The sequence below is a fragment of the Dendronalium sp. ChiSLP03b genome (assembly GCF_034531165.2).
GTDB classification, from domain to species: Bacteria; Cyanobacteriota; Cyanobacteriia; order Cyanobacteriales; family Nostocaceae; genus Dendronalium; species Dendronalium minutum.
Genome location: NZ_JAVRBR020000119.1, coordinates 1 through 12328 on the forward strand (window position 1 = coordinate 1; position 12328 = coordinate 12328).

Annotated in this window: 13 protein-coding genes, 1 tRNA gene and 1 pseudogene; 11 read left to right on the plus strand and 4 right to left on the minus strand. The window is 43.7% G+C overall.

Annotated elements, in window-relative coordinates:
* Positions 1 to 370 precede the first annotated feature (370 nt).
* The 4 genes and pseudogenes from RMY31_RS26400 to RMY31_RS26415 all read right to left on the minus strand — a co-directional run.
* Positions 371 to 427: pseudogene (locus tag RMY31_RS26400) on the minus strand (hypothetical protein); the annotation flags it as partial.
* 345 nt (positions 428 to 772) lie between these two features.
* Positions 773 to 854: transfer RNA gene (locus tag RMY31_RS26405), tRNA-Leu, on the minus strand.
* A 77-nt stretch (positions 855 to 931) separates the two neighbouring features.
* The gene (gene alr / locus RMY31_RS26410; RefSeq protein WP_322659892.1) at positions 932 to 2119 is read right to left on the minus strand and encodes an alanine racemase; all 1188 of its coding nucleotides are present in this window, start codon (positions 2117 to 2119) and stop codon (positions 932 to 934) included.
* A 143-nt stretch (positions 2120 to 2262) separates the two neighbouring features.
* Positions 2263 to 2484, minus strand: coding sequence for a hypothetical protein (locus RMY31_RS26415; RefSeq protein WP_322659891.1), 222 nt, complete (start codon positions 2482 to 2484; stop codon positions 2263 to 2265).
* Between the two features lie 262 nt (positions 2485 to 2746).
* Between RMY31_RS26415 and RMY31_RS26420 the strand changes: the two genes are divergently transcribed.
* From RMY31_RS26420 to RMY31_RS26470, 11 genes are all read left to right on the plus strand, one after another.
* A complete protein-coding gene (locus RMY31_RS26420; protein ID WP_214436433.1) occupies positions 2747 to 3244 on the plus strand; it encodes an HNH endonuclease in 498 nt (165 codons plus the stop codon).
* Between the two features lie 691 nt (positions 3245 to 3935).
* Positions 3936 to 5222, plus strand: coding sequence for a bifunctional oligoribonuclease/PAP phosphatase NrnA (locus tag RMY31_RS26425; protein ID WP_322659887.1), 1287 nt, complete (start codon positions 3936 to 3938; stop codon positions 5220 to 5222).
* 277 nt (positions 5223 to 5499) lie between these two features.
* Entirely contained in the window at positions 5500 to 5700 is a 201-nt protein-coding gene (locus RMY31_RS26430; RefSeq protein WP_322659885.1) for a hypothetical protein, read from the plus strand.
* Positions 5697 to 5957: a hypothetical protein gene (locus RMY31_RS26435; protein ID WP_322659883.1), complete on the plus strand. Its 261-nt coding sequence runs from the start codon at positions 5697 to 5699 to the stop codon at positions 5955 to 5957. The genes RMY31_RS26430 and RMY31_RS26435 overlap by 4 nt, the downstream gene beginning before the upstream one ends.
* Positions 5958 to 6009: 52 nt before the next feature.
* Positions 6010 to 6504 carry a phosphohistidine phosphatase SixA gene (sixA, locus tag RMY31_RS26440; RefSeq protein WP_322659899.1) on the plus strand — a complete coding sequence of 165 codons (495 nt, stop codon included), beginning with the start codon at positions 6010 to 6012 and terminating at the stop codon, positions 6502 to 6504.
* A 112-nt stretch (positions 6505 to 6616) separates the two neighbouring features.
* Positions 6617 to 7753: a citrate synthase gene (locus tag RMY31_RS26445; RefSeq protein WP_322659881.1), complete on the plus strand. Its 1137-nt coding sequence runs from the start codon at positions 6617 to 6619 to the stop codon at positions 7751 to 7753.
* Between the two features lie 480 nt (positions 7754 to 8233).
* A complete protein-coding gene (gene nuoH, locus RMY31_RS26450) occupies positions 8234 to 9352 on the plus strand; it encodes an NADH-quinone oxidoreductase subunit NuoH (protein WP_322659879.1) in 1119 nt (372 codons plus the stop codon).
* 91 nt (positions 9353 to 9443) lie between these two features.
* On the plus strand, positions 9444 to 10028 hold the full coding sequence (gene ndhI / locus RMY31_RS26455; protein WP_322659877.1) for an NAD(P)H-quinone oxidoreductase subunit I: 585 nt from the start codon (positions 9444 to 9446) through the stop codon (positions 10026 to 10028).
* A gap of 90 nt (positions 10029 to 10118) precedes the next feature.
* Entirely contained in the window at positions 10119 to 10769 is a 651-nt protein-coding gene (locus tag RMY31_RS26460; protein ID WP_322659874.1) for an NADH-quinone oxidoreductase subunit J, read from the plus strand.
* A 138-nt stretch (positions 10770 to 10907) separates the two neighbouring features.
* Complete coding sequence (nuoK, locus tag RMY31_RS26465; protein WP_006199065.1) at positions 10908 to 11213, plus strand: NADH-quinone oxidoreductase subunit NuoK; 306 nt, start codon at positions 10908 to 10910, stop codon at positions 11211 to 11213.
* A 6-nt stretch (positions 11214 to 11219) separates the two neighbouring features.
* Complete coding sequence (locus RMY31_RS26470) at positions 11220 to 12140, plus strand: NAD(+) kinase (protein ID WP_322659872.1); 921 nt, start codon at positions 11220 to 11222, stop codon at positions 12138 to 12140.
* Positions 12141 to 12328: the final 188 nt, after the last annotated feature.

Below are 12328 nucleotides of genomic sequence, written 5' to 3' on the forward strand. Positions count from 1 at the left end.
AATAAATTGGGAAATGATGGTCTCCCGACTTGAGCAAACTGGCGTTGTGTTATCGCGTAGCGTAACGCACCAAAACCATAGGATGGTGCCAGAGGCATAACGCACCTACGTGTATTTCAAAAATCAAATATGAGTCCTATATGTGTCGAGATAGTTCGCAGTATTAATACTGAGTTAATATATTTTGGTTGTCCTTATTGCATATGAAGTTTTAAGTAGGTAACTGTAAATAAATGAAAATTTGTAGTAATGGTTTTGACCCTTGTGCTGAGCGCTAAAGCCCTAACTATGAGCCAAGAGCGTACTTTATATTTAATTGCACTCAGCCACTTGTCAAGTTTTTTACTTCAACGCTAACAAAGAAAACTTTCTACTCTGGTTGATTTGCTTGCAACCAATTGAGCAAATCTTCAATCTTTGTAAAATCTAATAAAACTTCGCCAAGTGCCTCTAATTTAAGTTATGAGAAGAACTTGAATACGCGATGTCTTCTCTGCCAGACGCTGCGCGAACGACAAGCTACTTTGCGTGCGTCTATGCACTTCTAGTGATAACTCTCCTACCCATCTTTATAACAGCCGCAAAATTAGCGTTGAGATACCATGAGTTTCTTTGATTTCTCCAGTTTCAGCATTTTTTGCAACTTTTTCAATCTGTCGAACTAACGTTGAATTAGAGGATGATTTCATCAGGCATATTAATATAGTCAAAAAATAAGGTTTCAGATCTAGGTAACTCTGAAACCTTTGATTAATCTTAAGTTTTTAGCTAGTGCGGATGAAAGGACTTGAACCTTCACTCCTCTCGGAACTAGAACCTAAATCTAGCGCGTCTGCCAATTCCGCCACATCCGCATCAGTCAACTATACTAGCATAACAAATTTTTTATGGGAATGGGGAAGAGACTTAATTGCCTATGCTCCCTACCAGATCACATTACTGCAATGCGAGGTAGACGATGTTTGAAGCCGCAGAGAATTTCCCAAGAAATGGTGTTTAATTTATCTGCCCAATCGTCAGCAGAGATTTGTTCATTTTCCTGTTTCCCAAGTAAGGTGACTACTTCCCCTTCTTGTAAATCTGGAAAAGCACTCACATCCAGCATTAACTGATCCATTGTAATTGTGCCGATTTGTGGCACTCGCTGACCGCGAATTAATACTTGCAAGTTGTTAGAAAGATTGCGGGGTACACCATCAGCGTAACCAATTCCTACCACTGCGAGGCGAAGTTCTCTCTGGGCAATGAATTGATGACCATAGCTAACACCTGTTCCAGGGGCAATTGTTTTAACCTGGGTGACTCGTGCTTTCAACTGTAAAACTGGCTTGAGTTTGATTGCATTTTGTAAATGAGTAGCTGGATATAGTCCATAAACTGCTAAACCGACTCGCACAATATCATAGTGCAATGCTGAATCTGTAAGAGTTGCGGCTGAGTTTGCCAAATGCAAGCAGGGTATTTTAATTCCTGTTGCTTTAATTTGAGCGATCGCTTCCTCAAATCTTTTATGCTGTTCTTGCATTATCGTAGCATCAGGACTATCTGCTGTTGCTAAGTGAGAATAAATGCTCTTCATGGAAAGATGAGGTAAGCGCTGCACTAATTGGACAAATTCAGCTGCTTGCTGCCAGTTTGTTCCTAACCTAGACATTCCCGTATCTAATTTAATATGTACGGGTATGGGGGAATCCTGCTGAATGGTTTCTAAAACGTTGGAAAATATCAGGGCTTGTTTGGGGTTGCACAGAGTTGGCTGTAGTTTCCATTGAGCGATCGCGTGAATTTGCTCTGGGGTGTGGGTCGCCCCTAAAATCAAAATTGGTGCATTAATCCCAGCTTCTCGTAATTGAATACCCTCCGGAACTGTGGCTACTCCCAACCAACTAGCTCCCGATTGTAATGCTGTCTGAGCAACTGTTACTGCTCCATGTCCATAAGCATCAGCTTTGACCACTGCCATCAACTGAGTACGTGGTGATAAAAACTGCACCAGTTGTTGTATGTTGTGCGATAAAGCTCCTAGATTGATTTCCACCCAAGCACGTTGTGAGAACCAAGCGTAGGTATCACACTGTTGATTAAAAGTAACGCTAGGCGTTGGCTTGCGGCTTAACATTTTTACTCCCTCCTATCACACCACTGCTAAGCTTCTAGGTTATCTATTATCTTTATTTCCAATCTTAGAAGCCACATTAGATTAATCAGGAAGTTTACCCTTCATTGGGGAATTGATACAACATACCTAAAGTTAGTTGTCAGTTATGAGGCAGTGCGTTGCGGAGCCAATTTTTTGGTGTTAGCGAAGCGGTAGCGAGTCTTCTCCCAAGGGGAGACGCTACGCGAACGAGCGTCGGCAGTCCGTTCTTGGGGAGCCAGTGCAGTCTTGGGGAGACCCCAAGACTGCACTGGCGTAGTTTCCCCCAGGAAGAACTGCCGACTTAAGAGAACTGGCGTAGGGTTCCCCATTGAAGCAACTGGCATTCATCAGTTGTCAGTTATCAGTCATCAGTCATCAGTTATAAGTTATTTTTAATACCAATGGATGATGATAACTGAAAATACTATCTTTTTTTATCTAATCTAAATTGGTTGAAGTTGACCTTTACTCAGGCTTTGCAGGACATCATTATCTATAACTAAACATTAGTTTTTGAATTATTCCGGAAGTATAATTTATTCTCATCTCCCAATGAGAGTATATATGTGTTAATATATGTAAAACTAATACCTTGAGCGCTAATCAATGGGGAAGGTTTTAGTCCTGAACGCCTCTTACGAACCGCTCAATATCACGAGCTGGCGTCGGGCTGCGGTTTTATTAATTAAAGGCAAAGCAGAACGCGTTGAACACAACGGCAAATTTCTTTACTCTGATTTCCCGTTGCCAACCGTAATCCGATTACGACATTACGTGCGCGTTCCCTATAAGGAAATGCCTCTCACTCGCCGTAATATATTGCACCGTGACGGGCATACTTGTCAATATTGCGGCTACTTAGGTGATGAGTTGACGTTAGACCATGTAATTCCGCGATCGCGTGGCGGGGGTGATACCTGGGAGAACATTGTTACGGCCTGTGTGCGTTGCAATGTTAAAAAGGGAAACCGTACACCTCACGAAGCCCACATGCCTTTACGTCATTCGCCTCGCCAACCTTATAGCAGCCTCTATTTTGAGGTCAGCAAGCATCTTAAAAGCGGACTGCACAAAGAGTGGCAAAAATATGTTATAGGTCTTTGACGCTAAAGCAAAATAGCCTAACATTGCGGAGCGATCGTCATCTGTTTTAGATGCCGCTGTTATGTCTTTCGTATGAAATGTCTGTCTGCATCTGATTGCAGATAATATCTGCCTGTAAATACAATTAGAGTGAGTGAGTAGATTTGCGCTGTATGGAGTGTTTACAGCTTCTAAGGGATATTCTCTGCGAAAGGCTGTGAAAGTAGTGTGCAAATATCTAGCTAAATAAATCAACAGTTTTTTATCATACCTTAAAATTCTGCAAAAATTTGCTGCTATCTAAGATTTTTTTGGCTTCTGATAGTTGACTGTGTTGAAAATCGGAACCGTAGGAAGATAAGAGTTAGCAGTCAGCAGTTATTCTCCTTGTCTCCATTCCCTTGATAGTCGCTATAAAAGCGCCTTTTTATTGAAAAATATAAATAACAATCGTCGATTACTCACAAGATTTATGTCACCTTGAGATGGAGTCTAAAAACCCAAAAGTCTTGGTTTCCAGCCTTCACATACATTCTGCATAAATTTAGTAGATTTCTGACCGATTGAATTGAGAAAAAAATAGACCCATATATGTATCCACATGTTTCTATATTTTTGCGAAGATCGGTATGTGTGGCTAAATCAGTAAAGTGCTGACCGTAACATTTCTTAACAAAATAACGGAGCCTCACACTTAACAAAAACGTTTGCTATGCAATTGAATTCTTCTTTTAAGCAGTCTGAGAAATTTTCATTGAATACAGAGCCGTACCCTGAAGATGGCGAGATAGATAAAGAAGCACTTGAAATGCCACTCAATAGGCCATCCTTGCCAGCATCCACAGGTGACGGAGTAGGTATTTATCTAGGTCAGCGTAGCAACTCTTTGGCTTTTCAGAAGTCAGAGGAGCTGCAAAAGACTTTTTTAGCGCACCAACACGAACGCCATCTCATAATTCTGCAAGATTTTCCTGACCCTGATGCTCTCTCTTCTGCTTGGACTTACCAGTTAATTGCCCAGCAATACGATATCAAATGTGAAATTATTTATGCTGGTGCCTTAAGTCATCAAGAGAACATTGCCTTAGTGAAACTCACCAATTTACCTGCTCAGCGCTGGACATTACAAACCTTGAAAAGCAAGGATTTGTCATCCTATCAAGGCTTTGTCTTAATTGATAATCAAGGAACAACGAGTCAGCTATTATCATGTGTGCAGCAGGCAAATATTCCACTGATAGCAGTTATCGATCATCACAGTTTACAAGCGGAACTCGAAGCAGAGTTTGTTGATATCCGTCCTTATGTGCGAGCAACTGCAACGATTTTTACACAGTACTTACAGGCGGGATTACTGACCTTAGATAGCAGTATAGGTCAACATGTCAAATGTGCTACAGCCTTGATGCACGGCTTGCGTTCGGATACTAATCGGCTGATGCAAGCGCAAGAAGATGACTTTATGGCAGCTGCTTATTTGAGTCGATTTTACGATGCTCAACTGCTGAATGCGATTCTACAGGCAAATCGTTCTAAGCGGGTGATGGATGTAATCGAGCGATCGCTAAAAAACCGCATCGTCCAAAATAACTTTTCCATTGCTGGCGTTGGTTATTTACGCTACGATGACCGCGACGCTATTCCTCAAGCAGCTGATTTTCTGGTTACTGAAGAAAACGTCCACACTGCTGTAGTTTACGGTATTGTTCACGATGAAGATGACGAATTGGAAGTAGTCATCGGTTCCTTGAGAACCACCAAACTCACCCTTGACCCCGATGAGTTCATTAAAGAAGCCTTTGGGCAAGATAGCACAGGACGCTTTTTTGGTGGTGGACGCACTAGCGCAGGCGGCTTTGAAATCCCGATGGGTTTCTTATCTGGCAGTAATGAAAATTCTGCCTATGCAAAAATGAAATGGGATGTGTTTGATACTCAAATTAAACAAAAGCTTCTGAGGTTGGTAAATCCCAAAGATAACCCGATTCAATCAGAGTAAGGGAAAGGGGAAGAACATATTTCCCGACTTTTCTAAAAAGTCGGGAATCTGATTATTTTCACGGTAACTGAACTAATTGAGAATGAAGTTAATTTTCTAAGTGTTTACACGGTGGATTTTGACTACTCAAACATCAACTTGCTAGAGACGAGCGACCTTTTAAAAATTTCGCGATCGCTTCAAAAGCAACCCTATTACGTCTAAATAAACCGATTATTTTATTCGGAAGTCCTTGTATATTTAAATTAAAAAGTGACAAGTTTGATTTACCTAGATTATGAGTAGCTTAAACGAAGTCGAACTAGCTGTTAGTCAACTTTCACCAGAGGATCTCGCCGCTTTTCGGGCTTGGTTTGCGGAATTCGATGCAGCAGCTTGGGATCGGCAGATCGAGAAAGATGTAGCTGCTGGTCGTTTAGATGCATTGGCAGAAAAAGCACTCAAACATCTGCGAGAAGGTCGTTGTACTGACCTGTGAAACATCGAGCAACTCCAGATTTTTGGTATTACTACCGCCAGTTACCAAGTGATATCCAAGAGCTTGCTGACCGATGTTATGAAATTCTTCGGGAAGATCCCAAATACCCTTCATTACATTTCAAAAAAGTCGGTCAGTTTTGGTCAGTGCGTATTGGTATATATTATCGGGCGCTTGCTGTAGAACAAGATGGTAATTTTGCATGGTTTTGGATTGGCTCACATCCAGAGTATGACAAATTGCTAAGTGGTAGATAGCGTTTTAACATTGCGTTGGAACAGCCTAAAATTAGCACTTAGGACTCAAGTTGTGGAACTGTACTTAATTCGTCATGGTATCGCCGAAGACAGACAAGCTGGTATCAAAGATGATCGGCGAAGTCTTACCAAAGAAGGGCGACAAAAAACCGAGAAAGTTGCCCAGCGCATAAAAAAGCTGGGTTTGCAGTTTGATTTGATTGTCACTAGTCCCTTAGTACGTGCCCGCCAAACCGCTAAAATTCTCATAGCAACTGGACTCAGTTCTCAGTTGGAGGAATCGACTCACCTTGCCCCTGATGGACAAATTTCTAGTTGGCTGACTGAGTGGCTAGAACCCAAAAATTATTCCCAAAACACTCAACTTGCCTTGGTGGGACATGAACCTTGTTTGAGCAATTGGGCAGAAATTCTTCTTTGGGGCGAGGTCAAAGCCAGCCTAGTCTTGAAAAAAGCAGGTATGATTGGGATAAAACTACCAGAAACAGGCTCTGTTTTGGGTCGTAGTCAGATGTTCTGGTTGACACCACCCAAGTACCTACTGTAACAGTTTTTCAACCTTTCTCTAAGGATTGTTGTTAGCTCAGCTACTGTTATGGCGAAAATAATTTTCTGGTAAATTAGCTAGTCGGATATTTCACAAAGCAAATGGTGTTGCCATGATGGTGTGCGAATACAAGCCTGGATTAGAAGGCATTCCCGCCGCCCAATCAAGTATCAGTTATGTAGATGGGCAAAAGGGAATACTAGAATATCGTGGCATCCGGATTGAGGAATTAGCAGAAAAAAGTACATTTCTAGAAACTGCTTATCTCTTAATCTGGGGCGAACTGCCAAGCAAGGAAGAATTAGAAGCGTTTGAGCATGAAGTTCGCCACCACAGGCGAATCAAGTACCGCATTCGGGATATGATGAAATGCTTCCCAGAAAGCGGCCATCCAATGGATGCTCTACAAGCTTCTGCTGCGGCTTTGGGTTTGTTCTATTCGCTTCGGGATTTACATAATCCTGCCTATATTCGGGATTCAGTGGTGCGCTTGATAGCAACCATTCCGACGATGGTAGCAGCATTCCAACTGATGCGAAAGGGCAATGACCCCGTGCGGCCTCGGGATGACTTAGACTACTCCGCCAACTTCCTGTACATGCTCAACGAGCAAGAACCCGATCCTTTAGCGGCGAGAATTTTCGACATTTGCTTGATACTTCATGTCGAACATACAATGAACGCCTCTACCTTTAGCGCGAGGGTGACAGCTTCTACTTTAACTGACCCTTATGCTGTGGTTGCTAGTGCCGTGGGAACCTTGGGAGGACCGCTGCATGGAGGAGCCAATGAAGAAGTAATTCAGATGTTGGAAGAAATTGGCTCAGTGGAAAACGTCCGCCCTTACGTAGAGGAACTGATACAACGCAAAGCGAAGATTATGGGGTTTGGGCATCGCGTCTACAAAGTCAAAGACCCACGAGCTACCATCCTACAAAATCTAGCGGAACAGTTGTTTGCCAAATTTGGGGCAGATAAGTACTACGACATTGCCCAAGAGGTGGAAAGGGTAGTCGGGGAAAAACTTGGTAGCAAAGGGATTTATCCCAATGTTGACTTTTATTCGGGTTTGGTGTATAGAAAAATGGGAATTCCCACAGACTTGTTTACACCAATTTTTGCGATCGCCCGTGTTGCTGGTTGGCTAGCCCACTGGAAAGAACAACTAGCAGAAAATCGGATTTTCCGTCCTACCCAGGTTTATAACGGTAAGCACGACATTGCTTATACCCCTATTGAGCAACGTTAAATTGTTAGTCACATTAGCCCTCTGTTCTGGGGTAGCAGAAAACTTGGAAAAAGCAGACAACCGTTGCCAACATGGAGGCGGAAGTTTTGTGTTGCCCTTTTGAAGGGGATGAGGGAGATGAGGAGGTAGTAAGAGACAAGGGGGACAAGGTAGACAAGGGAGAATTTATGTTCTTATCTCTCCCTGCTCCCCCTACCTCCCCCGCACCCCTGCTCCCCCTGCCTCCCCCGCACCCCTGCCCCCCTGCCCCCATCTCCTCACAACTGGGGGTTTTATCAGTAAATCTCAATCCCAATCATAAGTAGAAGTTGTTGTATAGCTTCAGGGGCCAAAAACCATCCAGCGATATACTAGGCATGGTAATTAGCAACAAATCTTCAATCAGGCATCATCAAAAGATCGAGGCTGAAGGCTGAAGACTAAAATTTTATACTTCATACTTCAATACTTCACACTTCAGTTGACTTAAAGAGCGGAAACATGAATTCAGGAATTGACCTCCAAGGAACTTTTATTAAATCCCTGACAGATTTAGGACTACCAGCAGGAACAGCCAAAGCCATTTGGATGCCTCTGCCGATGATCCTGATGCTCATTGGTGCAACGGTGGGGGTACTAGTCTGTGTTTGGCTAGAACGGAAAATTTCGGCAGCAGCACAGCAGCGGATCGGACCTGAATATATCGGGCCTTTGGGCTTACTGGCTCCGGTAGCTGATGGTCTGAAGTTGGTATTTAAAGAAGACATTGTACCAGCTAAGTCCGACCCGTGGCTGTTTACCCTTGGTCCTATTATCGTTGTGCTGCCAGTATTTCTGTCCTATTTGATTGTCCCTTTTGGACAGAACATTGTAATTACAAATGTCGGGACAGGTATCTTCTTGTGGATTGCTTTGTCTAGCATTCAGCCAATTGGATTGTTGATGGCTGGCTACGCATCTAATAATAAATACTCCCTCTTAGGAGGGTTGCGAGCAGCGGCGCAGTCAATTAGTTATGAAATTCCTTTGGCGCTGAGTGTGCTGGCGATCGCAATGATGTCTAATAGCCTTAGCACCGTTGACATTGTTAATCAGCAATCTGGCTATGGCATCCTTGGTTGGAACATTTGGCGACAACCGATCGGGTTCGTCATCTTTTGGATAGCCGCCCTTGCCGAATGCGAACGCTTGCCCTTCGACCTCCCCGAAGCCGAAGAAGAAATAGTAGCAGGCTATCAAACTGAGTACTCTGGGATGAAATTCGCTCTGTTTTACCTAAGTTCCTATGTCAATCTAGTACTTTCTGCCCTACTGGTAGCAGTTTTGTACCTGGGCGGTTGGGATTTTCCCATTCCCATCAGCATCGTAGCCAGTTGGCTAGGAATTAGTGAAGCAAATCCCGTCCTGCAAGTAGTTGACGCTTCTTTGGGTATCACGATGACCATACTCAAAGCCTACTTTCTGGTATTTATCGCCATCCTATTGCGCTGGACAGTACCCCGAGTTCGGATTGACCAACTGTTAGATTTAGGATGGAAGTTTTTGTTACCAGTTGGTTTGGTTAATCTTCTGTTAACCGCAGCCTTGAAACTAGCCTTTCCAGTTGCCTTTGGCGGCTAATGAAGAGTTATGAGTTATGAGTTATGAGTTTTTGATTAACTCCTAACTCCTCACTTCTAACTTTTATGACCTGAAGAGAGAGTAAAACACGATGTTAAAGTTCCTGAAACAAGTTGGTGATTACGCCAAAGAAGCAGTGCAAGCCGGTCGTTATATTGGTGAAGGGCTATCTGTCACTTTCGACCATATGCGTCGCCGTCCCGTTACTGTACAATACCCTTACGAAAAACTGATTCCTGGCGAACGGTTTCGCGGCAGAATTCACTTTGAGTTTGATAAATGTATCGCCTGTGAAGTCTGTGTTCGGGTATGTCCAATCAATCTGCCTGTAGTGGATTGGGAATTTGAGAAAGCCAACAAAAAGAAAAAGCTCAATCACTACAGCATTGACTTTGGAGTTTGTATCTTCTGCGGTAACTGTGTGGAATTTTGCCCAACTAACTGTTTATCTATGACAGAAGAATATGAGCTTTCCACTTACGATCGCCACGAATTAAACTATGACAGCGTAGCTCTTGGTCGTTTGCCCTACAAAGTCACAAATGACCCCATGGTCACGCCACTACGCGAACTAGTTTACTTACCCAAGGGTGTATTAGACCCCCACGACCTACCTGCCGACGCTCCCCGTGCTGGTGCGCGTCCAGAAGACCTTGTAGAACAAACAGAAAAATAAGTGTGATTAGTCCAGTGTCAAGAGTTCATAGTGTTTTAACTATTGACTGTTGACTGTTGACCATTGACCATTGACTGAGGACAAAAAACAGTGAATTTAGCCGAAGGAGTACAGATTGTTTCGTTTGGCATACTGGCTTTGATGATGATTGGGTCGGCCATAGGTGTAGTGGTATTCTCTAACATTGTCTATTCTGCCTTTATGCTGGGAGGCGTATTCATCAGCATCGCAGGAATGTACCTGTTGCTAAATGGTGACTTTGTAGCAGCAGCACAAGTGCTGATTTATGTTGGGGCAGTTAACGTGCTGATTTTGTTTGCCATTATGTTGGTGAACAAGCGGCAGGATTTTGCCCCATTTCCCAGTGCTAGGTTGCGGCAGATACTCACAGCCGTAGTCAGTCTTGGATTATTCGCGCTTTTGAGTACGATGGTCTTAGCCACACCTTGGGCCTACTCAACTTCTCCAGTGGCTGGTGAAAGTTCCATAGTTTTGATTGGCGAGCATTTCTTCACTGATTTCTTATTACCTTTTGAACTCGCTTCCATTTTATTGCTCATAGCGATGGTAGGAGCAATCATTTTGGCACGTCGTGAGTATCTACCAGATCGAGTTCCACCTTCTGGATTACCACAAACCCTTTTGACTTTGCCAGAACGCCCCAGAGAATTAGTATCAGCAAGCACTAAGACTGACTCAAGTGATTCTGATACCTATCGTGGTGATTCTCGTCGCGAATAGGGAATTGGGGAGATGAGGAAGACGCGGGGACGCGGGGACGCAAATACGCTGAGAATAATTATTACCTCCTGCCTTCTGCCTTCTGCCTCCTGCCTCCTGCCTTTTGACAACTGAAAACTGACAACTGACAAAAAATTCATGCAACTCCAGTACTTTTTATTACTTGCAGCAGCTTTGTTCTGTATTGGCATTTATGGCTTAATTACCAGCCGCAACGCTGTGCGGGTGCTGATGTCAATTGAATTACTGCTCAATGCTGTTAATCTGAATTTAATGGCATTTTCCAACTTCCTCGATTCAACATTAATTAAGGGTCAAGTTTTCACTGTGTTTGTGATTACTGTGGCAGCTGCTGAGGCGGCGGTAGGTTTAGCGATCGTGCTTGCCATTTATCGCAACCGTGATACCGTCGATATGGAGCAGTTTAATCTCCTGAAGTGGTAATTGCGCGTGCAACTCAAGCAGGTAATCATTGCTTATAAAGCGCGAGATTCCCAAAGCAAACGCTGGGCAGAAATCTGTGCTAAGCAGCTGGAAAATCGCGACTGCCAAGTATTGATGGGGCCTAGCGGGCCAAAAGATAACCCTTATCCGGTGTTTTTGGCTTCGGCAGGTCAACCAATTGATTTGGCTTTGGTACTCGGTGGTGATGGCACTGTTTTAACTGGTGCCAGACATTTAGCCCCAGCTGGTATCCCCATTCTGGGAGTGAATGTGGGTGGTCATCTGGGCTTCTTAACCGAGTCAGTAGAGGAATTTCAAGATACAGAGAAAGTTTGGGATCGGCTACTGGAGGATCGCTATGCTGTCCAGCGGCGGATGATGGTGCAAGCGGCGGTGTATGAAGGACATCGTACAAATTTAGAACCAGTGACTGAACGTTATCTCGCTTTGAATGAATTTTGTGTCAAACCCGCTTCTGCTGACCGGATGATCACTTCAATTTTAGAAATGGAAATTGACGGTGAAGTAGTCGATCAATATGTGGGAGATGGGTTAATTGTTTCTACTCCCACAGGTTCTACTGGTTACACTGTTTCTGCTAACGGCCCAATTATGCACGATGGTATGGAGGCGATTACCATCACTCCCATCTGTCCGATGAGTCTTTCTAGTCGCCCCCTCGTTTTACCTCCTGGTGCAGTTGTCAGCGTCTGGCCTTTAGGGGATTACGATTTGAGTACCAAGCTGTGGATGGATGGGGTATTAGCTACTTCGATTTGGCCGGGACATCGCGTTGATGTGCGGATGGCTGATTGTCGGGTTAAGTTTATTATTTTGCGGGAGAACAATTCATATTATCAAACGTTGCGAGAAAAGTTGCTCTGGGCAGGTACCAGGGTTCGCTACGCTAACAATCACCGCAATTGATTAATATTCAAGGCAGTGTTAAGGGTAATGCTCATCAATTGGTAATATGTGATATTTATCCACAAATTACTAAATTTACTCTTGAGGCTGCATCTTGATATGGGGTGTTTGCTAGTCAATCGTACTGCACGCCGTCACCCCAAAATTATGCTAGCCCCCGAATACATCCGGGGGCTTTATAACCATGT